Source organism: Fibrella forsythiae (genome assembly GCF_017353175.1).
Classification (GTDB): domain Bacteria; phylum Bacteroidota; class Bacteroidia; order Cytophagales; family Spirosomataceae; genus Fibrella; species Fibrella forsythiae.
The window spans coordinates 1-26,240 of record NZ_JAFMYW010000008.1 but is presented as its reverse complement, the minus strand read 5'-3'; the positions used below and the strand labels follow the sequence as shown (position 1 = coordinate 26,240).

Annotated in this window: 25 protein-coding genes; 15 read left to right on the top strand and 10 right to left on the bottom strand. The window is 51.7% G+C overall.

Features of this window, described 5'->3' with window-relative positions; all coding sequences use genetic code 11:
* Positions 1-71: 71 nt before the first annotated feature.
* The 3 genes from J2I46_RS23160 to J2I46_RS23150 all read right to left on the bottom strand — a co-directional run bounded on the left by J2I46_RS23160 (position 72) and on the right by J2I46_RS23150 (position 3,430).
* A complete protein-coding gene (locus tag J2I46_RS23160) occupies positions 72-920 on the bottom strand; it encodes a sterol desaturase family protein (RefSeq protein ID WP_207331459.1) in 849 nt (282 codons plus the stop codon).
* 97 nt (positions 921-1,017) lie between these two features.
* Positions 1,018-2,106 carry an AI-2E family transporter gene (locus tag J2I46_RS23155; RefSeq protein WP_207331458.1) on the bottom strand — a complete coding sequence of 363 codons (1,089 nt, stop codon included), beginning with the start codon at positions 2,104-2,106 and terminating at the stop codon, positions 1,018-1,020.
* A gap of 109 nt (positions 2,107-2,215) precedes the next feature.
* Positions 2,216-3,430, bottom strand: a complete 1,215-nt coding sequence (locus J2I46_RS23150; protein WP_207331457.1) for a class I SAM-dependent rRNA methyltransferase — start codon at positions 3,428-3,430, stop codon at positions 2,216-2,218.
* 80 nt (positions 3,431-3,510) lie between these two features.
* Between J2I46_RS23150 and J2I46_RS23145 the strand changes: the two genes are divergently transcribed.
* Positions 3,511-4,383 carry a sugar phosphate isomerase/epimerase family protein gene (locus J2I46_RS23145; RefSeq protein ID WP_207331456.1) on the top strand — a complete coding sequence of 291 codons (873 nt, stop codon included), beginning with the start codon at positions 3,511-3,513 and terminating at the stop codon, positions 4,381-4,383.
* Between the two features lie 19 nt (positions 4,384-4,402).
* On the opposite strand, the gene J2I46_RS23140 is transcribed toward J2I46_RS23145, so the two are convergent.
* Complete coding sequence (locus J2I46_RS23140) at positions 4,403-5,449, bottom strand: zinc dependent phospholipase C family protein (protein WP_229379909.1); 1,047 nt, start codon at positions 5,447-5,449, stop codon at positions 4,403-4,405.
* Positions 5,450-5,539: 90 nt separating this feature from the next.
* On the opposite strand from J2I46_RS23140, the gene J2I46_RS23135 reads away from it, so the two are divergent.
* Entirely contained in the window at positions 5,540-5,938 is a 399-nt protein-coding gene (locus J2I46_RS23135) for a Dabb family protein (protein ID WP_207331455.1), read from the top strand.
* A 143-nt stretch (positions 5,939-6,081) separates the two neighbouring features.
* Here J2I46_RS23135 and hemH read toward each other — a convergent pair whose 3' ends face one another.
* The 3 genes from hemH to J2I46_RS23120 all read right to left on the bottom strand — a co-directional run bounded on the left by hemH (position 6,082) and on the right by J2I46_RS23120 (position 8,998).
* A complete protein-coding gene (hemH, locus tag J2I46_RS23130; RefSeq protein WP_207331454.1) occupies positions 6,082-7,158 on the bottom strand; it encodes a ferrochelatase in 1,077 nt (358 codons plus the stop codon).
* 48 nt (positions 7,159-7,206) lie between these two features.
* On the bottom strand, positions 7,207-8,175 hold the full coding sequence (locus J2I46_RS23125) for a hypothetical protein (protein WP_207331453.1): 969 nt from the start codon (positions 8,173-8,175) through the stop codon (positions 7,207-7,209).
* Positions 8,176-8,236: 61 nt separating this feature from the next.
* Positions 8,237-8,998: a hypothetical protein gene (locus J2I46_RS23120; protein WP_207331452.1), complete on the bottom strand. Its 762-nt coding sequence runs from the start codon at positions 8,996-8,998 to the stop codon at positions 8,237-8,239.
* A 207-nt stretch (positions 8,999-9,205) separates the two neighbouring features.
* Between J2I46_RS23120 and J2I46_RS23115 the strand changes: the two genes are divergently transcribed.
* A complete protein-coding gene (locus J2I46_RS23115; protein ID WP_207331451.1) occupies positions 9,206-10,126 on the top strand; it encodes a hydrogen peroxide-inducible genes activator in 921 nt (306 codons plus the stop codon).
* Here J2I46_RS23115 and J2I46_RS23110 read toward each other — a convergent pair.
* Positions 10,123-10,803 carry a hypothetical protein gene (locus tag J2I46_RS23110; RefSeq protein WP_207331450.1) on the bottom strand — a complete coding sequence of 227 codons (681 nt, stop codon included), beginning with the start codon at positions 10,801-10,803 and terminating at the stop codon, positions 10,123-10,125. The genes J2I46_RS23115 and J2I46_RS23110 overlap by 4 nt on opposite strands.
* Before the next feature lie 114 nt (positions 10,804-10,917).
* Here J2I46_RS23110 and J2I46_RS23105 point away from each other — a divergent pair, with 114 nt between their 5' ends.
* The 7 genes from J2I46_RS23105 to J2I46_RS23075 all read left to right on the top strand — a co-directional run bounded on the left by J2I46_RS23105 (position 10,918) and on the right by J2I46_RS23075 (position 16,069).
* On the top strand, positions 10,918-11,772 hold the full coding sequence (locus J2I46_RS23105) for a fumarylacetoacetate hydrolase family protein (protein WP_207331449.1): 855 nt from the start codon (positions 10,918-10,920) through the stop codon (positions 11,770-11,772).
* 82 nt (positions 11,773-11,854) lie between these two features.
* A complete protein-coding gene (locus tag J2I46_RS23100; protein ID WP_207331448.1) occupies positions 11,855-12,679 on the top strand; it encodes an amidohydrolase family protein in 825 nt (274 codons plus the stop codon).
* A gap of 48 nt (positions 12,680-12,727) precedes the next feature.
* Positions 12,728-13,510, top strand: coding sequence for an L-fucose dehydrogenase (locus J2I46_RS23095; RefSeq protein ID WP_207331447.1), 783 nt, complete (start codon positions 12,728-12,730; stop codon positions 13,508-13,510).
* Positions 13,511-13,621: 111 nt separating this feature from the next.
* Entirely contained in the window at positions 13,622-14,908 is a 1,287-nt protein-coding gene (gene fucP / locus J2I46_RS23090) for an L-fucose:H+ symporter permease (RefSeq protein WP_207331446.1), read from the top strand.
* 72 nt (positions 14,909-14,980) lie between these two features.
* Complete coding sequence (locus tag J2I46_RS23085; RefSeq protein WP_207331445.1) at positions 14,981-15,310, top strand: L-rhamnose mutarotase; 330 nt, start codon at positions 14,981-14,983, stop codon at positions 15,308-15,310.
* 121 nt (positions 15,311-15,431) lie between these two features.
* A complete protein-coding gene (locus J2I46_RS23080; protein WP_207331444.1) occupies positions 15,432-15,872 on the top strand; it encodes a hypothetical protein in 441 nt (146 codons plus the stop codon).
* Entirely contained in the window at positions 15,869-16,069 is a 201-nt protein-coding gene (locus tag J2I46_RS23075) for a helix-turn-helix transcriptional regulator (protein ID WP_207331443.1), read from the top strand. The genes J2I46_RS23080 and J2I46_RS23075 overlap by 4 nt, the downstream gene beginning before the upstream one ends.
* A gap of 69 nt (positions 16,070-16,138) precedes the next feature.
* On the opposite strand, the gene J2I46_RS23070 is transcribed toward J2I46_RS23075, so the two are convergent.
* On the bottom strand, positions 16,139-16,984 hold the full coding sequence (locus tag J2I46_RS23070) for a helix-turn-helix domain-containing protein (RefSeq protein WP_207331442.1): 846 nt from the start codon (positions 16,982-16,984) through the stop codon (positions 16,139-16,141).
* Positions 16,985-16,997: 13 nt separating this feature from the next.
* Positions 16,998-17,558, bottom strand: a complete 561-nt coding sequence (locus J2I46_RS23065; protein WP_207331441.1) for a cupin domain-containing protein — start codon at positions 17,556-17,558, stop codon at positions 16,998-17,000.
* Positions 17,559-17,849: 291 nt separating this feature from the next.
* Here J2I46_RS23065 and J2I46_RS23060 point away from each other — a divergent pair, with 291 nt between their 5' ends.
* The 5 genes from J2I46_RS23060 to J2I46_RS23040 form a co-directional block, all read left to right on the top strand.
* A complete protein-coding gene (locus J2I46_RS23060; RefSeq protein WP_229379908.1) occupies positions 17,850-18,398 on the top strand; it encodes a GNAT family N-acetyltransferase in 549 nt (182 codons plus the stop codon).
* 45 nt (positions 18,399-18,443) lie between these two features.
* The gene (gene cmk / locus J2I46_RS23055) at positions 18,444-19,160 is read left to right on the top strand and encodes a (d)CMP kinase (RefSeq protein ID WP_207331440.1); all 717 of its coding nucleotides are present in this window, start codon (positions 18,444-18,446) and stop codon (positions 19,158-19,160) included.
* Positions 19,157-20,218: an NAD(P)/FAD-dependent oxidoreductase gene (locus J2I46_RS23050; protein ID WP_207331439.1), complete on the top strand. Its 1,062-nt coding sequence runs from the start codon at positions 19,157-19,159 to the stop codon at positions 20,216-20,218. The genes cmk and J2I46_RS23050 overlap by 4 nt, the downstream gene beginning before the upstream one ends.
* A gap of 39 nt (positions 20,219-20,257) precedes the next feature.
* Positions 20,258-23,512: a hypothetical protein gene (locus J2I46_RS23045; RefSeq protein ID WP_207331438.1), complete on the top strand. Its 3,255-nt coding sequence runs from the start codon at positions 20,258-20,260 to the stop codon at positions 23,510-23,512.
* 925 nt (positions 23,513-24,437) lie between these two features.
* On the top strand, positions 24,438-26,240 hold a 1,803-nt coding region (locus tag J2I46_RS23040), incomplete at its 3' end, for an SdrD B-like domain-containing protein (protein WP_207331437.1).

The window sequence follows — 26,240 nt, the reverse complement described above, 5'->3', positions numbered from 1 at the left end:
GTTTTCGGCTGGTACGCGCAGGTACTTCCTGCCAGCGATACCGAAGTAACAGATTGATTAAACGCAAAACATCAAACTTCCGACAGTTTACTTTCTTTCTCGCCAACGGGTGCTCTGTAGGGCTGAAAAGGAACTTTCAGAATACCACCAATGTGGCTGTGCTCCCGTGGATGGGGATGTGTGTCGAGGCCATAGACAAGGTCTTTGCCCGAGCGAGTGGCGTAGGTGCTAAACAGCCGATCCCAGATTGAGAAAATGTTACCATAATTTGTGTTCGAGTAAGGCAGTACATAATGATGATGAACGTGGTGCATGTTTGGCGTTACCACCAGCCAGCCAATTGCCCTGTCGGCCCAGCGGGGCAACTCAATATTGGCGTGGTTAAATTGCGAAAGCAGGACCGAGAAAGCCTGGTACATAAACACCAGCCACATGGGCGCACCCACGACAATAACCGCCAGTGTGGTGAACAAGAACCGGATCACGCTCTCGCCGGGATGGTGCCGATTGGCCGTGGTTGTATCTACATACTGGTCGGAGTGGTGAACGGAATGGAACTGCCACATCCACTTTACATGATGCTCCGTCCAGTGGGCCAGCCAGGCTCCGATCAGGTCGAGCAGGAGCAGGCCGGTAATTGCCTGCACCCAGAGGGGCATCGGCACCCATTGCAACAGGCCAAGGTGCCTGGCGACGGCCCAATCACTGGTGTTGACGAGAACGAAAGCCAGCGTAAAATTGACAAGGATGGTCGTTACGGTAAAGAACAGGTTGATGCCTGCATGTCGGGGTTTGTGATAATCGAAGCGAACCAGCGGAACAATACTTTCCAGCAGCCAGAAAAAGGCTATACCACCAACCAGTAATAAGCTCCGGTGAGCGGAAGGGATATGCTCGAAATAATCAACGATACGCTCCATTGTGATCTAGTTTTTGTACGATTAAATCACAAAATACGAACAAAAAAATAGTTTCAAGTACTCTGTAAGTCAGTTTGCAGAGCACTTGAAACAGGATCTACCTCGCCACTTTCTCAGCCTGCACTTCGGCGTGTTCGGCTACATTGGCTTCGTCCTGAACAGCTTCGGCGCGCGATTCTCTATTTTCTTTGGCGAATACCTGCATCAGCACAATGAAGAACGATAGAATCGTTGGTCCGATTACCAGACCCAGAATGCCGAAGATGGGTACACCGATCACGATACCGGCCAGTGTAACCAGCGGGTGAACGTCGCCCATACGTTTGGCCAGCATGATGCGCAATAGGTTATCGATGTTGGTAATAACAACGGCGCCGACAACCAGAATACCAACGCCATCGGTTGTATTGCCTTGCGAGAGCTGAATCAGACCGGCCGGTAGCCAGACCAGCGGGGTACCAAGCACGGGAATAAATGCCAGGAAGAAAGCGACCGTTCCCCAGAAAGCAGCGTCAGGAACACCGAAAATCAACAGGGTGAGGCCCGTCAGGATACCCTGTACCAACGAAACGATCCCCTGTCCTAATACATTGGCATTCACGTTATTGCGAAGTTGTTCGCCCAGCTCTTTCAGGGTGTCACGTTTAAACGGCAGGTGCTTGCGCAGGCCTTCCAGAAATGACTCTTCTTCTGTAAACATATAGAACAGCGTGAAGAACATCAGGCCGATGATGACCAGAAAATCCAGCGCACCGCCCGCCAGTGAGGGCAATTGTTGCGAAGCAAAGGAGCCCCCCTGCTGTAGCATTTTCTGAACGTTCTGCTGGCTGGTAATCTTGAAGCCGGTTAATTCCTCGGCCTGTTTCACCAGCCCCAGAATCTGGTCGGTGTGCTGTGCGTAATACTGAATTCGGTCGATAAGCAGGAAGCTCAGTACCAGAAACGGCAATACGATGACAAACAGCGAGAATATGATAATTCCTGTTGTTACCAGCGCACGGTTCCACTTTTTACGGTGGACCAGCCCATAAAAAAGAGGACGAAAAATCACGTATAAAATACCTGCTCCGAAGAAAGCAGACACATACCCGCGAAGGCCGGCTATGATAAAGCCGCCTAGTATCAATAGGCTGGCAATGAGTAATATACGCTGCTGTTTGGGCGTGTAAATGGTAGATGAAGCCATAGGTTTCAATGGATAAAGTATAATGAATCCTGCCAATCGATTTGCCGGGTAGCACACATAAGCAAAATCACTGTGCATTATCCATTATACATCATCCACTAAGAATTGTTCATTCAACCCACAGTACCAGGCCTTTTAAGTAGCCGCCTTCGGGATGAAATAAGCTTACGGGGTGGTCGGCGGGCTGACTCAGGTGATGCAATACACGTACCTGGCGACCAGCCTCGATGGCTGCCGCTACAATCGTATTATAGAACAGTTCCCGGTCTACTACCTGCGAACACGAGAAAGTGAACAGAATACCTCCCGGTGCTACTTTCTTCAACCCCTCCACATTCAGGCGCTTGTAGCCCTGCACCGCCCGGTGCCGCGCCGACAGGCTCTTGGCGTAGGCGGGCGGGTCAAGCACCACAATGTCGTATTGCAACGTACCTGGTTCTTTCAGATAGTCCATGACGTCGGCCACGATGGATTCATGGGTACCAGCAAAGCCGGGGTTGGCCGCAACGTTCTGGTTGGTCAGGTCGATCGCTTTTTTCGAGACATCGACCGAATGAACTGCCGATGCACCAGCCGCAAGGGCATATACCGAGAAGCCACCCGAATAGCAGAATGCATTCAGTACGCTTTTGCCGGGCGCGTAGCGGGCCAGCAGTTGCCGGTTATCACGCTGATCGAGGAAGAAGCCGGTTTTCTGCCCCGTGATCCAGTCGACCAGGAAGGTATGGCCGTTTTCCCGAACGGCACGCGGTGTTTCGGCCCTGCCGTATCGGTAGCCGTTCTGCACACCCGCCGCATATTGATCGGGCAGGGTTTCGGCGCTTTTATCGTATACGGCCACGAGTTCGTTCCCGAATACACGTTGTAGAGCCTCCACAATGGGTTGCCGCTGCCGGTGCATACCAATTGAGTGAGCCTGCAACACGGCTACGCCATCATACATATCGATGATCAGGCCTGAGCAGCCATCGCCTTCACCGTGAATAAGCCGGTAACAGTTGGTCTGCGGGGGAATTACGCTGGCCCGAACTGAGCGTATCTGGATGAACTTCTGTTCCCAGAAAGCTACATCAGGCACGATCGGCTGACCGTTGGTATGGGCGGCAAACGAAAAGAGACGTACCTGGATGCTGCCATCGTGGAAATGGCCCGTTCCCAGGTACGTTTCCTTGTTGGTGTATACCTCCACTATGTCGCCGTCATCTATGCTATTGTCTGGCGATGCACTCTCACGACGGGCAACGGCACCTGAGAAGACCCAGGGGTGGAATCGCCGCACAGCTTCGTCGCGACCTTTCTGCAAAAAAATCTTGGGGTAATTCATAAGGCAAAGGTAATGAAGCAGCGGCGGGCATTGGTAAATACAATGATTGAGCTACTTTCATGAGTCAAATCAATCAACCAATGCAAACCAATCGACGTGAATTTTTGAAACAGGCAGGTCTTCTGTCTGCGGGTGCACTTACACTTAGTTCAACGCTTACTGACGTGTTGGGCGGATCAATCAAAACGTATGGCCTTCAGCTATACAGTGTTCGCGACGTGTTGCCGGCTGATCCTAAGGGTATTATGACTCAGCTGGCCAAGATGGGCTATAAGCAGTTTGAAAGCTATCAGGGCGATAAAGGGTTTCTGTGGGGTATGGAACCGGCCGCTATGAAGTCGTTTCTGAACGACATTGGCGTGAAAATGGTCAGTACTCACTTCGATTTTAAAGGTGCCTCGGAAAATGCCGATACGCTTCAGAAATACATCGATATGGCCAATGGCGCGGGTCTGAGCTATATGCTTTGCCCCTACATCGGTCCTCAGAAAACCTGGGACGACTGGAAACGTGTGGCCGACAGCTTCAATCGCGTGGGCGAAGCCGTTCGCAACGGCGGTCTGAAGTTCGGGTATCACAACCACGATTACTCGTTCCGCCCACTGGATGGTAAACTGCCACAGGATTACCTCCTGACCCATTGCGACCCAATCAATGTGATGTTTGAACTAGACATGTGCTGGATTGAAGCCGCTGGCCAGAGCGCCGTTGAGCACCTGAAACAGTACGGTAGCCGGTATGAGCTTTGCCATATCAAAGACTACAAGAAAGAGGCAAACGGCAAGGTTGTTCAGCAGGATATGGGCAAAGGCATTGTGAACTACAAAGCCATTCTGAAACAGGCTCGGAAAAGCGGTATGAAGTATTTCCTGATTGAACAGGAAGAATACCCCGGCCCATCGATGGTGAGCCTGAAAGCTGACGCCGATTATATGAAAACGCTGAAGATCTAACCGCACAGGATAAGTCAGGTCACTCTTCTCGCACTTTAAACAGCCGCTTGAGCCAACTCTGTTGCTCGGCGGCTGTTTCTGTTTTTTCGGTTTCGTCGGGTAGCTGGCGAGCCAGTTTCTTCAGGTCTGGCTGACCAGCATCAACCCAGCAGGTGTACCAGAAATCGCCCACCATTTTTATGGAGGCGCGCATTTGGCGCTCTACCTGCCCGCGCAGGCGTTCGTGGTACTGCCGGGCGAAGGCCTCGGAGTAGACCTTTACGGTTTGCCCGTTTCGGTCTTCAAAATTCCACTTGTGGCTGTCGCCTGCTTCGGCGGTAAGGTCGCGTTCGATAGCCAGCACGGAGTCGAGCGCGGCGTGAGCGGTGAACACCGCCCGCCAGGCCCGTTGCTGGGGGTGTTCGATGTATTCGGCGGCGCCCACAATCACATCGTAATTTCCTGAAAATAACTCCGGTAACCGCGACTCCCAGAAACCGTGAATACCCGTTTGGCCCGTCAGCTGTCCGTTATAATTACGCGTTGTGTGAAGCGGCACGTTGGCGTCGGCAATATAATGACCAATATCGGCAGAGAGGCGAAGAATCCTGGGTACGTTCCGCTCTTTGAATGCTTCGGTAAGCTGGTATTTGGCCAGTTGGATATGCCAGGGAACAATGCCATGCAGGGCCAACGTATCGGCACCGTACCGGTCGGCGGCCGCGCTCCAGCTTCGTGGCAGGGTTTCGCGGGTGGTATCGGCATAGGCGTCGAGATCGATGAAATGGCGGGGTGCTTCACCCGCAACGGCATAGCGGCGTTTATCGGGATTCACCGCGTTGTCGGTCAGAAACTGAATCCGGCTTTTGTAGAGCGGCATCATCTCGGGCGGGAGCGTGAATACGGCTAGCCGGTTGATCTGCTGATGCGCATAAAACCCCCATTTCGGTGCTATACGGTCGGGCTGTGGCCGGGCCGGAAGCAACGTACCTGACAGGAAGAAAAAAGAGCCATATATGACGGTCAGAAAATATTTTCCTGAAATAATACCCAACCAAATTCTATTCTTGTACATTTGTTCAGTCATGGTATTATTTGAAGACTCAATAAGACGTAACAAATAAAACCTCGATCAAAAGCAAACAATATTTTGTCAAACGATATAAATTCCAAATCAATGCAACGCGAAACTAAAGGATATGCCCTCATTGTAGGTCTATTTTGCATCCTCGGTTTATTAATCTACGGAGCGTATTCACCCGCCCGTAAAGCCCAGAAACAGCAGATTTTCTGTTTTTCATTCACAAATGAGGCAAATCCGAAAGCAGTTGACAAGCATATGCGCGATTTTGCTGCCCTGCGGCACGAAATTCCACAGGTCGTTGGTTACACGGCTGGAAAGACATTTCTGGTTGGAAAAGCCGATGCCGAGTATGATGTCATGCATTATCTGACTTTTCAGAACGAAGAAGACATGAAGGCCTTCGAACAAAACCCAGCTTACAAAAAATTTGTCAGCGAAAACAAAGACAGCTGGGATAAGACGTTGGTGGTGAACGCAGAGATACAGCCATAAACTCTTTTCAGGCTAAAAAGCAGAAGGCCGAACGTGATCACGTTCGGCCTTCTGCTTTTTAGCCTGAAAAGATAGTCGATAGTCGATAGCCGCTCTGCTACCTGGAGCGGTCTAATGTAGCAGAGCGGCTATCGACTATCGACTTACGACTTCTTAACCATATCAACAACGGCTTCGATCCAGAGTGGACTGTCGTTCAGGCTTTCGACCAATTGCCAGTGTTCACCACCATGTTCTTCGAACAACTCTCTGTATTCTTCACCTACTTCGATGGTTGTTTCCAGACAGTCGGCAACAAAAGCCGGAGAAAATGCCAGCACGCTCTTGATACCTTTACCTGCGAATAACTTGATCTCATCGTCGGTGTAGGGTTTTATCCAGGGGTCGTTGCCCAGCCGCGACTGAAAACTGGTAGTGTATTTGCCTTCCGGAATACCCAGTTCTTTCACTAAACGGCGGGTTGTTTCGAAGCATTGAGCCCGATAACAGTGCTGATTGTCAGGGCGTAGCGACGCGCAGCACTCGCCGAACTTACAAACCGTCTTGTCTACGTCGCCTTTGCGGATCTGGCGTTCGGGCAGGCCGTGATAGCTGAACAGGTAGTGATCATACTCCCGCTCGTTCATGTATTTCCGCCCGCGTTCGGCGAATCCCTCAATGAATTTGGGGTGCTCCAGGAAGCGGTTAACGAAACGTACCTGCGGAATAACCTGCCACGTTTTCAGAATGTCCATCACTTTCTCATAAACAGAGCCGGTCGACGCAGATGCATATTGAGGGAAGAAAGGTACCACCACAATATTGTTCAGACCCAACTGCTGAAACTGAGCCAGACCAGCGTCGATACTGGGGCTCTGATAACGCATGGCCAGTTGAACCACATAGTCATCGCCAAGCTGCTCCTGCACCAGCTTCGTTACCACGTACCCGTAGTGCTTCAGCGGCGAACCGTTCTCATTCCAGAGTTCACGGTAAATCTTAGCCGATTTGGGGGCCCGAAACGGAGCAATAATGCCGTTAACCAGCAGAAAACGAGGAATATACGGAATGTCGATAACGCGACCATCCATCAAAAATTCGCGCAGGTATTTCCTGACGTGGGGTACACTTGGACTATCGGGCGTACCCAGATTGACCAGCAGAACACCGGTTTTTCCAACGGGTTTCGACGTGGTTTCGGTGGCTGTTGTATGGGGAGATTGTAAAGCAGTGGCTTCCATTAAGGCGTAACGGTTTTTGGCCGAAATCGGTTTACGGTAGGGAATCGTTCACTTTCGCGGTTCGTCGGTATAGCGGGTAAAACCTGCCGCGATGCCGAACCGTACGAAGGCGTAACGATCATTGAAATAAATGTTGTACGGGTCTTCACCATAGTAGCCCGCCGTTGCAAAAATACCAGCATCGCGGCTAAAAGAGGGTATATACCACACACTTAACTCGGCATTTACTCGGCGTTGGGCAGCAGCCAGCAGCCAGTTATCCAGTTTATTGACTGCGTAGGAAGCCTGCAGCGTGACCCGCAGGCGTTCGGTCGTTACCGGCAACGGCTCGTCGTTGGTCCTGGAAAAAATCCGGTACGTAGCCTGGCCAAGTACTCGCCCGAAACCGTAGTTGCCAGCCAACCCTTCAGAACTGTTGAAAACAGGGGCGTGCCAGCGATAACCGAGGCTGTAATAAGTACCGTGCCGTTTGCTGAGGTGAGTTCCCCAGTTGTAAGTCGCCTGCAGGTAGTTGGTCGAAAAATCGCCTGTTTCGGTATTGTAGGTGCCATTCGGGCGGAATACCGGCCCATCCTGACCGTTGGAATGATGGAAAAACTGAGCTTCAACGTACCTGTACTGGGTCACGTTTGAACTGAGCCGGTAAAAGACCTGCGTTCCCAGCCGGAAACTTGGCGTGCGAATCGGCGACGATCGATCGGTGCGGGTGCGGGCCATGAATCGTTGCGTTACGGCTATCGCCAGACGTGATTTTTGGCTTGCCAGCAGAAAATAACTGGCAATCAGTTCGCCGTTGATGACGTACCTACCGGGAGCTCCCAATTCACCGCTTGGCGAAACATACGAGAAGTCGCGGTTTCCCCGGAAGAATTCGTTGTACCGGTGATTCTGAAAACGAACGGAATCAGCCGATGCCAATTGCGTAGTTGATTCAACCCTGGTTGGCTCGGTTTGTCCGTAAGCTACCGTAACGCACAGCAACGTACCCAGTAAGGCAACCGTGAATTGACGATTCATAACGGAATGAGGTTGTCATCCCGAAACACGCCTGCTCCGGGATGACAAAGAGAGCCTTAGCTTAGAGGCTAGGCCGGTCGAAAGACGTGTAAACGGCGTCTGATAATGAATCAAATACCTTAATGTCAGATAGTTCGCGCGGGCCACGTTTGCCCGACAACTTGATTTTCCCCAGCGTTTGGTAGTCGGTCCAGGGTAGGATGAAGCCTGGTTTCTCGTCGGTGAACTTCGGGTAATAGGCCCACTGCGATACAAGCCGTGTGGTTTTGTCGACCCAAACATGATACTTGTTGTCGGGGGTATTGCCCACGCCTTTGAAGGTGAGCTGAATCAGGTCGGCGGGTTGGCCGGCTTCGGTGTTGGCGGTGCCGAGGTCTTTCAGCGTCACGCCCGAATCTTTCAGCTTGTAGGGCATCAGTAGCCAGTACGAATCATTGATCCAGGCACCTTTAGCCGACTTAACGAACTTCGCCACGCTGTCAGGGTTGGTTTCTTCTTTGCCATTCCGAAAAACACGCCCTTTGTCGGTGTTAATGTTCAGCAATACGGTTTGGTCATTCTTAAGATTATCGACCCGTACATCGCCGGTCCATTTATCCCAGTGAAGGCGTCGGGCTCCGAAGAACGTCCAGGCAATGTGGTGGGTGTTATCCCACGCTTTTCGTCCGCCTTGCGCGGCCATTACCTCGTCGGCAATCTGCACGGCGCGGGCGTCAGAACCAGCCATGTCGAAATCCTTCGCGGCAGGATTATTGGTTTTCTTTTGCGCCAGTAAGGGCGACGTAACTAGCAGCAGCAGCAGGAGAGGACGATAGATGTTCATCGATGATAACTGGGTTTGAACGATATGACAAAGAAAGCCCATTCAGGCCATTTCTCTCATCAATGCGATTTAGTTTTGTATCGAATCCATTGATAAAAATAGTCCTCAGCTCTCCGTCTTCTGTCCTCTGTTGCGTTGCTGATTCAGAAATAGGTGACTTAGCAATGCAACAGAGGACAGAAGACGGAGGACTGAGGATAGACGACCATGACGCTAACTCAACTCGATTACATTGTTGCCATTGACACCCACCGGCATTTTGCTACCGCCGCTGAACATTGCCACGTAACGCAGCCTACGCTGAGCATGCAGATTCAGAAGCTGGAAGATGAGCTGGGCGTGTTACTCTTCGACCGGTCGAAGCATCCGGTGGTTCCAACCGAAACGGGGCAGATCATTGTGGCTCAGGCCCGCGAAGTGTTACAGGCGGCGCGGCGTATTCCCGAACTGGCGAAAGAATCGCGCGATGAGGTGGGCGGCGAACTTCGGGTGGGTATTATTCCAACGCTGGCGCCGTACCTACTGCCTTATTTCATCGGAGCGTTTATGGCGCGCTACCCGGCCGTAACTATCCAGTTGCAGGAACTGCTGACCGAGCAGATCGTAGAGCGATTACGAAACGGTTTGCTCGACGTGGGGATTGTGGTAACGCCGCTTCGCGAGAATAACATGACCGATATTCCGCTGTTCAACGAGCCATTTATGGTGTATGCAGCGAACGGAAATCCACTACTGAAAAAGACCACTATCAACCCCGCCGATTTGACCGGCGAAGGGCTTTGGTTACTATCGGAAGGGCATTGCTTTCGCGACCAGGTGGTGAATTTGTGCGGTGGTAACCATCAGGGGCGTTCGGCGTTGCGTTACGAGACGGGTTCGCTGGAAACGCTGGTCAAGCTCATCGATCGGCAGGATGGCTTCACCTTGTTGCCATATCTGGCTACGCTCGATTTTGATACGGCCCGGAAAAAGCAGTTACGGTCATTTGCAGGCATTCCGCCCGTGCGTGAGGTTAGTCTGGTGATGCACCGCAGCTTTCTGAAACGAAGTTTGATCAATGCGCTGAAACGGGAGATTCTGACGCATCTTCCGACTGAGTTGCGGAGCCAGAGGCAACAGCCTGTTTAGCCGCCTAACCCGAAAATGCCGCGCCGTACCTTAAACGATTTCTTCAGGCCGCGAATCAGGAGCAGAGCACCGATAACGCCGAAGACGATGGATAAAAGAGTGATGCCCAGGATGGCAAATACAACAGCAATCAGTATGATAATAACTGACGCTTTTAGTTGCCACGAAATTCGTTGCCACCAGTTCAGTTTCCTGCGTGGCGGCAGGCCCAGAATTTCCCGCAGGGTCTTTTTGGGTTTTGGCCCCGGCTGGTGTTCGCTAACCGGAATAGGCGTATCGGTTGCCGCTGCGGGTGTCAGTAACCGGCGCGCATTGTCCTGATGCTGACGAACCCGTTCGGCCACTGGGTACGTGCTCTGAACAGGCCCACTTGCTGGTGCGTTAGTCGGCTCAACCGGCCGACTGGCTCGCGCGTAGGCGATTGGCTTCGCAGGCGACAATGGTAGTATAGCCTGAGCATGTTCCTGCTCGCCGGGTACGTTGGCGCTCGAATCGTCAGGTACGTTGGCGGAGGTTTCCGGGCTCAACAACTTGGGCGCAGGCGAATAGAAAACGGTCCGTTGGCTGCGCTGAAAGTGCGCAACAGGACGCTGGCAGGCAGAAAGGCCGATTAACAGGCCAACGGTGAGAAAACCGGGCGCCGAGGAGATGCGAAATGAAGCTGGATGTGAAGACATTGCCCTAACAACGACCCGAGTTGGGCAGGTCGTATATGCAGGTGTGCGAAAAGTAGGCAGTTAGATAGGAGTAGTGCGAAACCGTTGGCTACTTTTACCGCAAAGCTTTTTTGCATGAAACTATTTCGCTTCGGCCCTGAGGGCCACGAGCACCCCGGCGTATTGATGCCGGATGGTAGCCACCTCGACGTTACACACTTCGGTGGCGATTACGACGAAATCTTCTTCGCTACCGACGGCCCGGAACGGCTGGCCCACTGGCTCACCGCTCATGCCGCCCAATGTCCACCGGTTCCGGCCGATACCCGGTTTGGCCCCTGTATCAAACGGCCATCGAAGATTGTGTGCGTAGGGCTCAATTACGCCAAACATGCTGCCGAAACGGGGGCAACCCCACCAGCCGAACCGATTCTCTTCTTCAAATCGACAACATCGCTTTGTGGACCCAACGACAATGTAGTGATTCCGAAACGGTCGGAGAAAACAGACTGGGAGGTTGAACTGGCCGTTGTCATTGGCAAGCGGGCCAGCTACGTTGAACTCGACCAGGCGATGGAGTACGTGGCCGGTTATGCCGTTGTCAACGACTACAGTGAGCGAGCGTTTCAACTGGAGCGTGGCGGTCAGTGGGCCAAAGGTAAAGGCTGCGACACGTTTGCACCGATGGGGCCTTACCTGGTTACTCGGGAGGACGTACCCAACCCCAACGCGTTGAACCTGTGGCTGTCGGTAAACGGCGAGAAACTTCAGGATTCGAACACCGACGACATGATTTTCGACGTACCTACCCTGGTCAGCTACATCAGCCAGTTCATGACGCTGCTTCCCGGCGACGTGATCTCAACGGGTACCCCATCCGGCGTTGGCCTTGGCCTGAAACCACCTCGCTATCTCAAGCCCGGTGATGTTGTCGAACTCGGTATCGAAGGACTGGGCGAGCAAAAGCAAGTAGCGGTCTCTTATCAATGAACGGTTACCAGCTATCAGTTACCAGCGCTGAAGGAGAAGCAACGATGACAACTGATAGCTGGTAATTGATAACTGTATTGCTATGACAATAGACGCGCATCAGCATTTCTGGGTGTATAATCCGGAACGTGATAGCTGGATTACCGACAACATGGCAACCATTCGCCGTGATTTCCTGCCTGCCGACCTCGAACCAGTACTGGCGGCCAACGGCATAGAGGGCTGCGTGGCCGTTCAGGCATCGCAGTCTGACGAGGAGACCATGTTTCTGGTCAGTATGGCGCAGGCATACGACATCGTAAAGGGTGTAGTTGGCTGGGTCGATTTGCAGGCTGATGACCTGTATGATCGATTGGAAGCGTATTCGCAGTTTGAAGAAATTCGGGGTTTCCGGCATGTGGCGCAGGCCGAGCCCGACGATTTTCTGATGCGCCCGGACGTGATCAAAGGTATTCGCCAACTCGCTGCTTTTGACTTTACCTATGATATCCTGATTTATCCGTCGCAGTTGAAAGCGGCATTACATCTGGTTCGGGCTGCGCCAGACGTGAAGTTCGTGATCGACCATATGGCCAAGCCGGTAATTCGGAAGCGGGAGATAAACCGCTGGTCGAACTTCATGGCCGAGATTGCCAGGCAGCCGAATGTATCCTGCAAAGTATCGGGCATGGTAACGGAGGCTGATTGGCAAAACTGGAGCAAGGCAGACCTGTTTCCGTATCTGGACGTGGTATTCGAGCAGTTTGGCCCGGATCGGCTGTTGTTTGGCTCCGATTGGCCCGTTTGCCTTGTTGCCGCTGATTATACGCAGGTGAAAACGGTGATTGAAGAATACGTATCGCCCTGGGGTACCGAAGTGCGTGCCAAGGTTTTCGGGGGCAATGCAGTTAAGTTTTATAGCTTATAAAGATTTGGCCTTTCAAAGGCCAAAATCCAAATCTTTCATCCTGAATTCATGGATCTCAACTTAAAAGACAAAGTCATTATCGTTACAGGCGGTGCCAGAGGCATTGGCGAAGGTATCAGTCAGGTGCTGGCGGCCGAAGGCGCTATCGTGGCAATTGTTGGCCGTAGCGCAGGTAATAATGATGCCACAGTTGCCAACATTGAACAGGCTGGGGGTAAAGCGTTTGGCGTCGTTGCTGAACTGACGAACCCGGAGGCCTGCAAACAGGCTGTTGAGCAGGTAATGAACCAGTTTGGCCGCATTGACGGGCTGGTCAACAACGCGGGTGAGAATGATGGAGTAGGCCTTGAAAACGGAAGTTATGAAGGGTTCATGTCATCGCTGCATAAGAACCTGATACACTATTTCCTGATGGCGCACCATGCATTACCCGCATTGAAAGCATCGAAAGGGAGCATCGTGAACATCGGCTCTAAAGTGGCTACCACAGGTCAGGGAAACACATCGGCCTATGCCGCGTCGAACGGTGGGCGGAATGCGCTCACGCGTGAATGGGCGGTAGAGTTGCTGCCATATGGTATTCGAGTAAACGCCGTGATTGTGGCCGAATCCTGGACACCACTCTATGAGCGCTGGATTAAAACGCTTCCAAACCCGGACGAAACCCTCCAAAAAATTACGAGCAAGATTCCGCTCGAACACCGCATGACTACGACCACGGAGCTAGGCAATGCCGTCGCGTTCCTGCTCTCTTCGGCCTCCAGTCATACAACCGGTCAGCTAGTCTACGTCGACGGTGGGTATACGCACCTTGATCGGTCAATTTCGTAAAAAGTTTACCGTTTACTGTTTGCCGTTTACTGTTGCGCTGCCTGAGTATGTAGCCTTCATGGAGCGAAGCAGCAGTAAACGGTAAACAGTAACCTCCTAAACTCTCTTTCAATGGCTGCAATTCCTGTTACTCCACCTGCCAAACCGGCGGGTACTCCGGTTGAATCGTATACGCTGGCGTTTGCGCTGGTGACGAGCCTGTTTTTCCTGTGGGCCTTTGTTCATAACCTGGAACCCATTCTGATTCCTCACCTGAAAAAAGCATGTCAACTCTCTGATCTACAATCGGCACTGATCGATTCGGCCGTGTATCTGGGCTATTTCCTGATGGCCATTCCGGCTGGGCTGGTCATGAAGAAGTATGGGTATAAGCGGGGTATTCTGATGGGGCTGGCTCTCTATGCGCTGGGTGCATTACTGTTCGTGCCGGCAGCCAATACCCGGGTTTATGGCCTGTTTCTGGGCGCGCTGTTCATCATTGCGTCGGGCTGTGCGTTTCTGGAAACAGCAGCCAATCCGTATGTTACTTTGCTTGGCCCACCCGAGTCGGCCACAACGCGGCTCAACCTGAGCCAATCGTTCAACGGGCTGGGTTCATTCCTGGCCCCGTTGATAGGCGGGAAACTGATTCTGAGCGGTATCGAGCACACTCAGGGCGAACTGGCCGCTATGACACCAGCGCAACTGGATACGTACCTGCAGTTCGAAGCAAACTCGGTAAAAATGCCTTACCTGATCATCGCCGGACTGGTACTGGTTGTACTGCTTCTGTTCGTGTTCATTAAGTTACCAACTGTGCATACGCATGTGAGCGAGCGAGTGTCGACCCTGCGTACTGCCTTGAAACACCGGCAGTTAGTTGGCGGTATCGGTGCCGAGTTCTTCTACGTGGGCACGCAGGTCTGTGTAACGAGTTTCTTTATCCGGTTTGCTAAATACACCAGTGACATCCCCGAAAAAGCAGCGGCCGAGCTGCTGGGTTTCGCCATGCTGGGCTTCCTGATTGGCCGCTTCACAGGTACGTTCCTGATGCGGTACATTGCCCCCAACCGCCTGCTGACCATCTATGCCGTTATCTGCATGGTGTTGCTCGCCGTAGCGCTCTCATCGCACTCAGAGGTAGCCGTATGGGCGCTGTTTGCCGTCCCGTTCTTCCTGTCTATCATGTTCCCGACCATCTTCGCATTGGCCATCAACCGCCTGAACGAGGACCGGGAGTTAGGCTCTTCGCTCCTGGTAATGGCCATTGCCGGCGGCGCTTTCTGCCCATTGCTGATGGGCTGGATCTCCGACAAAACCAATATTCAATTAGCCTACATAGTACCCATGTTCTGCCTGACGGTCATCGCCTGGTATGGCTGGAAAGGGCACATTGTTAATGAACAGATTAATGAATGAGTGAATGTTCTGCTTACGTATTACATCCATAAAACAGACCAATCATTCGCTCATGCGCTACTTCATTGAATTATGACCTACGCCCTTGCCCTTGACCTTAAAGACGACGCGACGCTGATTGCCGAGTATGAACAATACCATGCCAACCCGCGGCCCGAGATTGAGGCCAGTATTCGGGAGGCGGGTGTTACGGCCATGAACATTTACCGGTTTGGTAACCGGCTGTTCATGATCATGGAAACCGACGATACGTTTTCCTTCGGGCGAAAAGCCCAGATGGATGCCGATAACCCCGCTGTGCAGGTCTGGGAGCAACTCATGTGGGGCTACCAGCAACCCGTTCCCGGTGCGAAACCCGGCGAGAAATGGGTGCTGATGGACCAGATCTATTCGCTGTCTTAAACGAAAGGGTCTGGCAGATACAGGTTGTCAGGCCCTTTCTTTATCAATTAAATGACAAGTTTGCTTGACAATATGAAAAGTTTGCTTGATACTTGTGCTGTCAAACAAACGTTGCATCATCATGACAACACGCTTGCTATTTCCGCATCGCTTTCGGCTAATCGGCTGGATCATTTTTGTCCCGTCTGCTATTTTGGGGCTGGCTACTATGTATGCTGATTACGAGATCAGTTGGTTGAAATTTGGTACGATCGATTCCGTCTTCGGTATTGCACAGAACAATATGACGAACGAGCTGGCCGGCATAGGGGCCATCATTGGTCTGGTACTCGCTGCTTTTTCGGAAGAACGGTTAGAAGATGAGATGATCAACCAATTACGGCTCGAAGCGCTTCAATGGAGCGTGTACGCCAATTATGCTGTGCTGGCAATCGCTATGTTGCTCTTCTACGATTCTGACTTCTTCAACGTGATGGTCTACAACATGTTTACAATGCTACTGGTATTCATAGGGCGCTTTCGCTGGCTGATTTACAGAAACGACCAACTGGTTGCAGCATGAAGAACAAACTGAAAGTAGCACGGGCCGAAGCCAACCTGTCGCAGGGCGAATTGGCCGAGCGAATTGGCGTTAGCCGACAAACGATCAACTCTATCGAAACGGGCAGGTACGTTCCCTCAACGGTGCTGGCGCTGAAGCTGGCCGCTGTATTTGCCAAACCAGTCGACGTGCTGTTTAGTCTGGAAGAGACCGACTAGCTCATACGTGGGTCTGTGTACATACTCACCCTCGGGCGGGCCGGTGATGGATAACGCTTACTCTATCACTCACTTTTCTACGATACCGAAGGCACGTTCGGGAGCCTGGCTTTCCTGTCGAGAGAACTCAGTAGGGGTGAGGGATGTGAATTCCCTGAAATCACGCACCATGTGCTGATAATCGTGATAACCGACTTCCAGCGCAATGCTTAACCAATCTTTGTTGGGCTGGGCATTACTGACTCTCATGGCACTGTCGAAGCGAATGATACGGCTGTAAAGTTTGGGGCTGATTCCTGTTCGATGCATGAAGTTTTCGTAAAACTGCCGGGTGCTCAAGCAAGCCTGCCCAGCCAGCCAATCCAGCGAAACCTGACTGGGGCTGTCCAGCATAAACCGGCTTACTTTATCGATGGGCCTGAGGCTGAATCTGGACACAGCCGCGCTGCGTCTGGCAATCAGATAGTACATAAACGTTTCAACAATGCTGGTCATCTCGGTGTAGCTGGCGGTGCTGTTCAGGCGCTCGTTTACCAGCCGAAGTTCAGCGCCGAAAACGGTTTCAGCATCCAAAAAACGGTTAGTGAGTTCATGCGCCAAAAGGCCCGTGAGACGAAACAGGGCACCGGGCTGAAAAACGACCTGGAACAGCAAAAACTCCCGGCCAACATGCCGATTGGTAACGATAGACGGTTGCCCAATCAGTGCCGACCGGGGTTTGTCGATCTGAATATCGCTGCCAACGTACCTGACCGTTTCGGTATGACGGGTATAAAACGCCAGACAGTGTTCGGGGCGTGGCCAGTACGGTTTGACCGGCAGAACGGTCTTGTCATCAAAAACGAAGTGGACAATCTGAAATAGCCTGACGTATTCACGCAGAGCAGGGCTGGGCGGAAAGTAGTGAACAAGCATAAACAGGTCGGGTTTACTTGAGCGACAGCGGCGGGCCAAGCACTTTCATACCATGTGCCCGATGAATGGTCTCGCTCTCCTGGGCGGTTGGCGGGCTGGTCATCTGACTCATCAGCGTAAAAAAGGCTTCCAGCTTTCCGGCAGGCTGCACCGAATATACAAGTTTCCCTGTATCAGATAGTTGAATCCAGGTGTGGGGTACGTTGCGGGGCCCAAATATGGTATCGCCGGGCCTGGCCAACAGCGTTTCAGTACCAACCTGAAACCGATACGTGCCTTCTATAACGTAGAAAGTCTCATCCTGATCGAGATGGACGTGAAGCGATGGCCCGGTTTTTTCATTGCCGGTATACTCAAACATCGCCAGGGCTCCGTTAGTGTCTTTCGCCGATAGTTTAAGGTCGTTTGGGTTTATGCCTTTAAATGGCGTGTGTTGGCCAAAGCGGGCCTCGCCTGCTTTAACAATAAATCCTGTCGGGGGCGGTGTCGTTGGTTGTCCGGCAAGGGAGTTCGTTACCGCGGTGCCCAGCGCGGTAGAAGCGATGCTGGCTGTCAGAAATTGTCTGCGTTTCATCCTGCTAATGTGTTTAAGTGATGCACAAAATTGACTTGGATTGCCGCCTCTTTAGTGGTAAAAATCGGTGGATTTTCGTCTTGCTGTGGTTTATGTTGGGGCGTTCCACAGGCAGGTTTCAGGTACGTTGCCAACTCGATTGCGCAACGGAGTAGTTGCCGTATAGCTATCTGCACAGGCCTATTGGGTAATGGTTGATGGCTGGCTACGATAAGGTTATGCCAACAAAGCGGCTTTACCGTTGTTAATTCGCCTGATAAACTTGTAGTTTAGGCGAAAATCCACTGCCTTTTGACGCACTTTCAATTAACCACCTGCTTGCTTCGCCCCTGGCGCGAAGGTGATGAGGAACCCCTTTCCCGCCATGCCAGTAACCGGAACATCTGGAACTGGGTGCGCGACTTTTTTCCCTATCCCTACAGTATTCGTGATGCTTCATCGTGGGTACGTTCAAACAGAACGTCTCAACTGCCTAACAATCTGGCTATTGAAGTTGATGGCGAGGCCGTTGGTAACGTCGGTTTCACTGTTCGGGACGACATCTACCGCTTCAACGCCGAGGTTGGTTACTGGCTGTCGGAAAAGTACTGGGGGCGGGGCATTATCTCGGAAGTTTTGCCGGTTCTGGTCGATTATATTTTCAAGAATTCACAAGTTAATCGCATCTATGCCTGTGTGTTAGAAGGTAACGAAGGGTCGATGCGGGTGCTGGAGCGGGCACACTTCCGGCACGAGGCCATTCACCGGAAAGCAGCCGTTAAAAACAACCATTTTCTGGACGAACATATCTATGCCATCTTGCGCGAAGAGTACCGTGCGCGCAAAAACCAACTTTCATAAACGCCCCGATTGTGGTTTCTTTGCAGGACCATTAGCCCCTTTTGCATGTCGAAAATCATCATTGCCGTAGACGGATATTCGAGCTGCGGGAAGAGCACCACGGCTAAAGCCGTTGCCGCCCGAATGGGTTACGCCTACATCGACACCGGGGCCATGTACCGGGCGGTGAGTTTGTACTTTCACCAGAATCGTGTTACCTACACGAATCCGAAAGAAGTAGCTGAAGCACTCGAAAAATTGCACGTGTCGTTCAATTTCAACGAGAAGACGGGCAGAAACGAGACTTGTCTCAATGGCCTCAACGTAGAAGAAGAGATACGGAAAATGTACATTTCCAATATGGTCAGCGAGGTAAGCACCATTGTGGAAGTACGCCGGGCCATGGTAGCGCAACAGCAGCGCATGGGCCGGAAACGCGGCGTTGTTATGGACGGTCGCGACATTGGCACGAAGGTTTTCCCCGATGCCGAAGTGAAGGTGTTCATGACTGCCGATACCTTTATTCGGGCAAAACGGAGACAGGTTGAACTGCTTGAGAAAGGCGAAATGGTCAACCTCGACGAGATTGTCCGTAACCTTGAAAAACGCGATCACATCGATAGCACCCGTTCAGAAAGTCCTCTTACTCAGGCCCCCGATGCGGTGCTGCTCGACACGTCGTTTATGATGATCGATGAACAGGTTGAATGGGTCATTGAACTCGCCGACCGTCGCATTGCCGAATTGCACCGGCATGGTCATTTTGGCCATAATCGCGCATGAGCATTGGCAGCGCTGATGTGCTGATTGTTGGGCAGGGTGTGGCCGGTTCGGTGTTGGCCCTGACCCTGCAAGGGCGGGGGCTGTCGGTACACATTGTATCATCGCCTACCTTGCCATCGGCGTCTACGGTGGCGGCTGGTATCGTGAATCCGCTGACGGGCCGGAAACTCGTTAAAACGTGGGAGGCCGATCGGCTCTTTCCGTACCTGCATCGGTTCTATACCGGCCTGGAAAGCCAGCTAAATACCCCGTTCTTTACGTCGCTCGATGTGTACCGCCCCTACCGCGATGCCAAGGAGCGAACGCTGTACCAGACCATCGCTGCCGACCCGGAATTACAACCCTACTTTCAGCCAGCCGTCAGCGAAAGCGCGTATTCGGCCGTGATCAGCAATCCATTTGGCGGTATTCAGGTCACGCAGGCTGGTTGGGTTGATTTGCCCGCTTTTACCAAAGCCGTGCGGGGCTACTTTTCTGATAAACAGCAGTTTACGATTGGTCAGGTACTTGCCGGAGACCTGGCTGTAGAACCCGATTCGGTAACGTACCTGGGAAACACATACCGGTACGTCATCTTTTGCGAAGGACCGCATGGGCAGGAAAATGCTTTCTTTAGCGCGCTCCCCTACAACGTAGTGAAAGGCGAAATTCTGACCGCCGAGGTAGTCGATTACCCCCTTACCAACATTGTCAATCAGGGTATTTTTGTGATGCCCGTCTCGGAGACGAGAATTCGCATTGGAGCAACCTATTCGTGGCATGAACTGGACTGGAAAACAACCGATGCAGGCCGGTCGTTCTTAGAAATGAAGGCTCGTGCGTTGCTGAAAATTCCGTTTACGGTCATTGACCAGCAGGCCGGTATCCGCCCGTCAACGATCGACCGTCGGCCGTTTGTAGGTTGGCATCAAACGTACCCGGCTGTTGGTATATTTGGTGGAATGGGAACAAAAGGCGTGTCATTGGCTCCGTATCTTGCTCATGATTTCGCTGACCATTTGCTATTGGGTAAAGAAATCAATCCGGCCGTGAATATTAGCCGTTTTCATTCGTTATAAAGTGCAGTTTGTTTGACTTGTTTCCTTCTCAAGATGCTTATGCGTCAGTTATATATCCTTTCATTAGTGTGTTTGGGGCTGGGTACGTCGGCTGTGGCTCAGAACTACCCGTCGCTCGAACAATTTGGCAAGAACCGGATCCAATACCGCACGTTCGGCTGGAAAACGGTGCGCACGTCGAACTTCGAGATTTATTTCTACGAAGACGGTGAGCAGCTGGCAAATCTGGCCGCTCAATATGCTGAATCTGACTTCGACCGGATAACCGAGCTGCTTGGGTACACCCCCTACAACCGGATCAAGATCTTCCTCTACAACTCACCGCAGGAACTCGCCCAGAGCAATATTGGCGTTACAACGCTGGGCGAACTAACCCGTCGTGAACTCGACTTGTCGAAGTCGCGGGTGGAACTGGCCTTCTCGGGCGATCAGGTCAGTTTTCGGAAAGAACTGCTGCGTAACGTCACGATGCTCTTTGTGTATGACATGCTTTACGGCGGTAGCCTGAAAGATGCCCTGCAAAGTTCGTTGCTGCTAACCCTGCCCGACTGGTTTATGCCCGGTATGGCTGCCTATGTAGCCGAAGGCTGGAGCCCCGAGCTGGATGATTACATGCGCGACGCCTCTATCAATGATCCCGTTCGTAAGCCGTCGACATTAACCGGTATGGATGCCGAGCGGGTTGGGCAGTCGATCTGGAATTACATTGGTCAGAAATATGGTCGGGATAATATCTCTAATATCCTGAACCTCACCCGGATCATCCGAAATGAGCAAAATAGTATTCAGAGCACACTAGGCATTCCGTATAACCGGTTCCTGCGCGACTGGCGCGAGTATTACGCCGGCCAGGCGGCTCCATTTGCCGGCGCGTTTAAAACGAACCCAGACGATTTCCGGATCAGTCTATCCAGTTCAAAAACGCCCGTTCAATTAAATAGCCTGAAATTAAGCCCCGACAAGTCACTGCTTGCCTATACCACCGTACGTGATGGTAAGTACGACGTTGAGGTGGTGAACACGGCCACAAAAAAGAAATACAGCCTGATGTCGGGCGGTTACCGGCTCGATGGGTTGGCCTACAAGCCGAACATGCCGTTAGTGGCCTGGCAGCGTGATAACCAACTGGTTGTTTTGCTCGAAGAAAAGGGACGTCCGTTCCTATATATATATGGGAATCTGGAAAAGCGCCCGAAGCGGGTACTGAGTCAGGCCATTAGCGGCTTGGCGCAGGTGACCAGTATGGACGCTTCGGCTGATGGCGGAAGCCTGGTGTTTAGCGCCGTTCGGAAAGGGCAGAACGATTTGTTTCTCTACAGCCTGAACCGCAATAATTACCAGCAGCTGACCAACGACCTGTACGATGATCTGCATCCCCGGTTTATTGGTCGGTCTGGTCGGCAGATCGTGTTTTCATCGAACCGGTTGCTTGATACACTGAATGTTGATAAGGGGACGTACAAGTCGATCCGTGATCAGTTTAGCATCTATACAATTGAGGGAAATCCACGCGTGACGTCGGTTCGTCGGTTAACTGATTCAACGCACCGGGCTGTGGCCCCCATTGCATCCAGCGAGAATGTGTTGTATTACATCAGCGAGCAAACGGGTATCCGTAATCTCTACAAGCGGCTGATCGATGAGCAAACTGAAACGGCAGTTACGGCATTACCAACGGGGATTCTGCACTATGATTACCTGCCTGCCAATGGCGGTTTTGCCTACAGCAGTATTCAGGATGGTACGCTATACATTGGTTTCCGGTCGAAACTGCCCGAGTCGGAGTCAGCGCTTCCCACTACACAACGGGCAATTAACCTGGGGCTGAGGGTGGCAAAATCAGTTCCGAAACCCACTACCATTCGTGATAGTGCAACTGCTGTTCGTGATACAGCCAGAACAACGCCTGCGATATCGGCAACGGTAGCACCACCTGTTGTTCGGCGGATGTCATTACTGCCTGGTGAGGTCGATACGGATCAGTATGAGTTTGACCCTGATATTTTGAAAGCGGCTGAGTATCGGCAACGCCGCGCTGCAGCCACTGCGGCGCAAGCCACCGTTCCAGGCCTGAATGCACCGTTGCTCCGGAACCGTCGTCGCGAAAGCGTCACAGTGCGTGGGCCGTTCCCGTATAAAGGCTTGTTTGTTATGAACGATGCCAGTTCAAACTGGCGCATCGACCCGATTCGAGGCTTTGGGTATGTGCAAAATATTGCGCTCAACGACCTGCTCGAAAATCATATCGTTAAGGCTGGCTTGTTTATTACTACGAATCTGAAAAACAGTGACTTATGGGCTGAATACCAGAATCTGAAATATCGGATCGATTATGGCGTCCGCGTTGATCGGCAGACGCTGTTTTTAGATGCAGGTGATTTTAGTCAGCGGTTCCGGTACAACAAAGTTTCTCTGACGGCCTCTTACCCGATTTCGGTGAATACCCGTTTTTCATTGTCTCCTTTTTATGCGTTGACGCGTCAGATCGATTTGTCGTTTCAGGGGCAGGGGCAACCCGACGCCGTGTCTGACTATGCAGGGGCCCGGGCTGAAGTGGTCTTCGACAATACGAAGGTCAATGGCATGAATATGATTGAAGGAACCCGGCTTAAGCTTAAGTACGAAAACTATACAGGGTTGCGTGGCGTAGGGGAGTCGTTCAATCGGTTGACGGCTGATATAAGACATTACCAGCATATACACCGCGATCTGGTTCTTGCCCTGCGGTTATCCTACGGTCAATCGGGCGGCGATGCGCCTAAACAGAGCGCCGTTGGGGGAATGGAGAACTGGATCAATAACCAGAAAGAACAAACAAATACAAATCCGCTGCTCGTTTCTGAGGTTCGTAACAATATCAGAGATGTATTCTTTCTTGATTTTGCCGCTCCGTTACGCGGTTTTCGGCAAGGCAAATTGGTGGGCAACAGTCACTTGTTATTCAACGCAGAGTTACGCTTCCCACTGATTCGGTATCTGTATCGCGGTAATATCACGTCGAATTTTCTCCGGAATCTTCAATTTGTTGGATTCACCGATATAGGTACCGCCTGGAACGGAACAAGTGGGCCGTTCAGTCGTGAAAACAGTCTGAATACCGAGCGTTTCGGCGGGCCGCCAACGCCTTTCCGGGTCACTTTAACAAACTTCAAAAACCCCTTCCTGATTGGTTATGGCGTTGGGGCACGCACGATGCTGCTTGGTTATTATGTGAAGTTTGATTATGCGTGGGGCCTTGAGAACAAAGTCACTAATAAGCCTATCGCTTATGTAACGTTAGGATACGATTTCTAACTTTTTTTGGTACATGTCCAGTAATTTAACCCCGTTATTACGGGGTTTTTTTTTGTCTGATTGGACCATACTGCTTAGGTGCTATTGCTTAGGTGAACCGCTGTTTGGCATAGTTTTAGCTAACCGTGCCTTCAGCCGCGCATGCCCTCAAATGAGAATACATATAGGTTCTCAGTTCTGAAAAACGGCAACATATCAGGAGTCACTTGCCCGTAACATTGTGTATAAGGGTATTTGCCAGGATCATGGCTGCCTTTGGCATAGTTTTAGATGAAAAAAGAGCGTACCATAGCCTAGTTTCTATCCTATCCTGTGTTCGTGAAGTTTCTCACGGGCAACAGATAACAGGAGGTACGCTTTTGTTGGCTGAGGTACCCCATTGATCGTTATAATTCCATCGCAGATGAACGTGACTTCTACACTGAAAACTGGCCTTAAACAGCCGCATTCAGCCCCGGATAATCTTCGGAATGAACGTACCCAGCCAGCCCTTACAGGTCAGTTGCTCTACTTTTTCGAACGGTTAGTACTCCAACTAGGCTGTATGCTTGCAACGTGGACCTTTGCGTCACGATTCCTGCAAATCACTATTGATCATAAACCTGTCTGGTTTTCGGAGCAACTTGTAATGGGCAATCGGCTGGAGAGGCCGCCCAGATGGGCCGAACCACCTGATAAACGATCCAGATATCCTCTGTTTGGCAATCTATCCAGCTTACAAATTCCCCCGCTTGCAATGAATGATCTATTTCTACAAAACCAGTTCTTACGCCGAATAAGCTCCTTTTGGGCTTATTTGCTCGCGTTTTTGCATAAGTACACTGGTTCAGCTTCCCTGAGTAGCGCATCAGTGCTCCGACGAGTCGCCGGAGCAACTTGTTTGCTATTAGGCCTGACGGCAGGCGCTTTTGCGCAAACATCAGGCGTGAATCTTAAACTCGAGAAATCGATAAGTAATGCATCCCCTGCTCTTGGTGACGTAATTACTTATACGGTAGCCGTTACCAACACCGGGTCTGCTACGGCAACCAGTGTAGTGGTCAGTGAGTCGATGACAGCTGGTCTGTCAACGTTCCTGTCATCTACAGCGTCTGTTGGTTCGTTTACCTTCAACACAACGAGCTACACCGGTAGCTGGACGATCGGCTCGGTGAATCCGGGTCAAACAGTAACGTTGTTAATTTCGGCTAAGGTTGATGGCGAAGGTGTTTCGTTCAACTCCGCCGAGGTTGCGTCGATGGACGGTACGGATGCCAACTCGATTCCGGGTAACGGCTCCTTGGCGGAAGATGACTATGACAACGCCTGCTTCTCTGTTCCATTGACCTGGTATGCCGGCGATGAGTACACGGTTGATAAGCCTGCCGGTTTTAGTGCAGTGACTTGGTTAGTAAATGGTAATCCGATCTCAGGAACAACTACAGAAGCGAGTGTTGACGCTGCCGGTAACCTTACGATTAAGGCACCCGGTATATTTTCGTTTACTGGAAAGCTGAATGGTTGCGATGTTAGCAATTGCTGTAACATTCTGGTTAACCCAGGGGCGACGGCCAGCTTAGGCGATTTTGTGTTTGAAGACAAGAATGCCAACGGCATTCAGGACACAGGCGACGTGCCGATCCCGGGCGTTCTGGTAACTCTGTACGATAACGGATCGGCAATAGCAACAACGACGACGGATGCAAACGGCCTTTATTCATTTACGGGCCTAACGCCGGGGACGAGCATCAGTTACAGTGTAGGATTTACGGCGCCGGCTGGATACACAACGACGACGCCATTGTCGGGCACCGACAAAGCGAAAGATTCAGATGCTAACGCTGACCCCCTCACTGGACGTAGCCTCTCAGTTACGCTGGCTCCCGGTGAAAACAACCCCACCCTCGATGCTGGCTATTACAAACCAGCTTCGTTGGGTGATTACGTATTTAACGATAAAAACCGGGATGGTATCCAGGATGCGGGCGATGTGCCGATTCCGGGTGTGTTAGTAACGCTCTATCAAAATGGCAGTGCGGTTGGTACCACGCTGACGGATGCAAATGGACTATACTCGTTTACAGGTCTGACGCCGGGTACGTCGAATACCTACAGTGTAGGATTTGGCAAGCCATCAGGCTTTGAGTCAACGTCTGCTAACATAGGAAGCGACGTTCTTGATTCAGACGCTGACCCGATTACAGGGCTAACGGCCGGATTGACACTAACAAGTGGTGAAAACAACACCTCAGTTGATGCTGGTTTCTACCAGCCAACGGCGGGTCTGGGCGACTACGTGTTTGAAGACAAGAACGCCAACGGTATTCAGGATGCCGGCGACGTGCCGATCCCGGGTGTGCTGGTAACCTTGTACACAAGCGGTTCAGCCATTGGCACGACGACCACGGATGCTAATGGTCTGTATAGCTTCACCGGTCTGACCCCATCTACACCGTATGTAGTTGGTTTTGGTCAGCCTGCGGGCTTCCAGCCAACTGCAGCTAATGTTGGAACCAATGATGCCATTGATTCTGATGCTGGTATAGGTGGCTTAACTGGTGTTTACTCACTGACGGCGAATGAGTTCAACCCAACGGTGGACGCCGGTTTCTACAAACCTGCTTCACTGGGTGACTACGTCTTCAATGATAAAAATCGGGATGGCGTTCAGGATGCCGGAGACACGCCAATTCCTGGCGTAGTTGTAACGCTCTATCTAAATGGAACGACCGTTCAAACAACAACTACA

What these genes read in the sequence shown, in the direction of transcription:
- J2I46_RS23160 (WP_207331459.1), bottom strand. Translation starts at nt 920, where the DNA reads ATGGAGCGTATCGTTGATTATTTCGAGCATATCCCTTCCGCTCACCGG.
- J2I46_RS23155 (WP_207331458.1), bottom strand. Translation starts at nt 2,106, where the DNA reads ATGGCTTCATCTACCATTTACACGCCCAAACAGCAGCGTATATTACTC.
- J2I46_RS23150 (WP_207331457.1), bottom strand. Translation starts at nt 3,430, where the DNA reads ATGAATTACCCCAAGATTTTTTTGCAGAAAGGTCGCGACGAAGCTGTG.
- J2I46_RS23145 (WP_207331456.1), top strand. Translation starts at nt 3,511, where the DNA reads ATGCAAACCAATCGACGTGAATTTTTGAAACAGGCAGGTCTTCTGTCT.
- J2I46_RS23140 (WP_229379909.1), bottom strand. Translation starts at nt 5,449, where the DNA reads ATGACTGAACAAATGTACAAGAATAGAATTTGGTTGGGTATTATTTCA.
- J2I46_RS23135 (WP_207331455.1), top strand. Translation starts at nt 5,540, where the DNA reads ATGCAACGCGAAACTAAAGGATATGCCCTCATTGTAGGTCTATTTTGC.
- hemH (WP_207331454.1), bottom strand. Translation starts at nt 7,158, where the DNA reads ATGGAAGCCACTGCTTTACAATCTCCCCATACAACAGCCACCGAAACC.
- J2I46_RS23125 (WP_207331453.1), bottom strand. Translation starts at nt 8,175, where the DNA reads ATGAATCGTCAATTCACGGTTGCCTTACTGGGTACGTTGCTGTGCGTT.
- J2I46_RS23120 (WP_207331452.1), bottom strand. Translation starts at nt 8,998, where the DNA reads ATGAACATCTATCGTCCTCTCCTGCTGCTGCTGCTAGTTACGTCGCCC.
- J2I46_RS23115 (WP_207331451.1), top strand. Translation starts at nt 9,206, where the DNA reads ATGACGCTAACTCAACTCGATTACATTGTTGCCATTGACACCCACCGG.
- J2I46_RS23110 (WP_207331450.1), bottom strand. Translation starts at nt 10,803, where the DNA reads ATGTCTTCACATCCAGCTTCATTTCGCATCTCCTCGGCGCCCGGTTTT.
- J2I46_RS23105 (WP_207331449.1), top strand. Translation starts at nt 10,918, where the DNA reads ATGAAACTATTTCGCTTCGGCCCTGAGGGCCACGAGCACCCCGGCGTA.
- J2I46_RS23100 (WP_207331448.1), top strand. Translation starts at nt 11,855, where the DNA reads ATGACAATAGACGCGCATCAGCATTTCTGGGTGTATAATCCGGAACGT.
- J2I46_RS23095 (WP_207331447.1), top strand. Translation starts at nt 12,728, where the DNA reads ATGGATCTCAACTTAAAAGACAAAGTCATTATCGTTACAGGCGGTGCC.
- fucP (WP_207331446.1), top strand. Translation starts at nt 13,622, where the DNA reads ATGGCTGCAATTCCTGTTACTCCACCTGCCAAACCGGCGGGTACTCCG.
- J2I46_RS23085 (WP_207331445.1), top strand. Translation starts at nt 14,981, where the DNA reads ATGACCTACGCCCTTGCCCTTGACCTTAAAGACGACGCGACGCTGATT.
- J2I46_RS23080 (WP_207331444.1), top strand. Translation starts at nt 15,432, where the DNA reads ATGACAACACGCTTGCTATTTCCGCATCGCTTTCGGCTAATCGGCTGG.
- J2I46_RS23075 (WP_207331443.1), top strand. Translation starts at nt 15,869, where the DNA reads ATGAAGAACAAACTGAAAGTAGCACGGGCCGAAGCCAACCTGTCGCAG.
- J2I46_RS23070 (WP_207331442.1), bottom strand. Translation starts at nt 16,984, where the DNA reads ATGCTTGTTCACTACTTTCCGCCCAGCCCTGCTCTGCGTGAATACGTC.
- J2I46_RS23065 (WP_207331441.1), bottom strand. Translation starts at nt 17,558, where the DNA reads ATGAAACGCAGACAATTTCTGACAGCCAGCATCGCTTCTACCGCGCTG.
- cmk (WP_207331440.1), top strand. Translation starts at nt 18,444, where the DNA reads ATGTCGAAAATCATCATTGCCGTAGACGGATATTCGAGCTGCGGGAAG.
- J2I46_RS23050 (WP_207331439.1), top strand. Translation starts at nt 19,157, where the DNA reads ATGAGCATTGGCAGCGCTGATGTGCTGATTGTTGGGCAGGGTGTGGCC.
- J2I46_RS23045 (WP_207331438.1), top strand. Translation starts at nt 20,258, where the DNA reads ATGCGTCAGTTATATATCCTTTCATTAGTGTGTTTGGGGCTGGGTACG.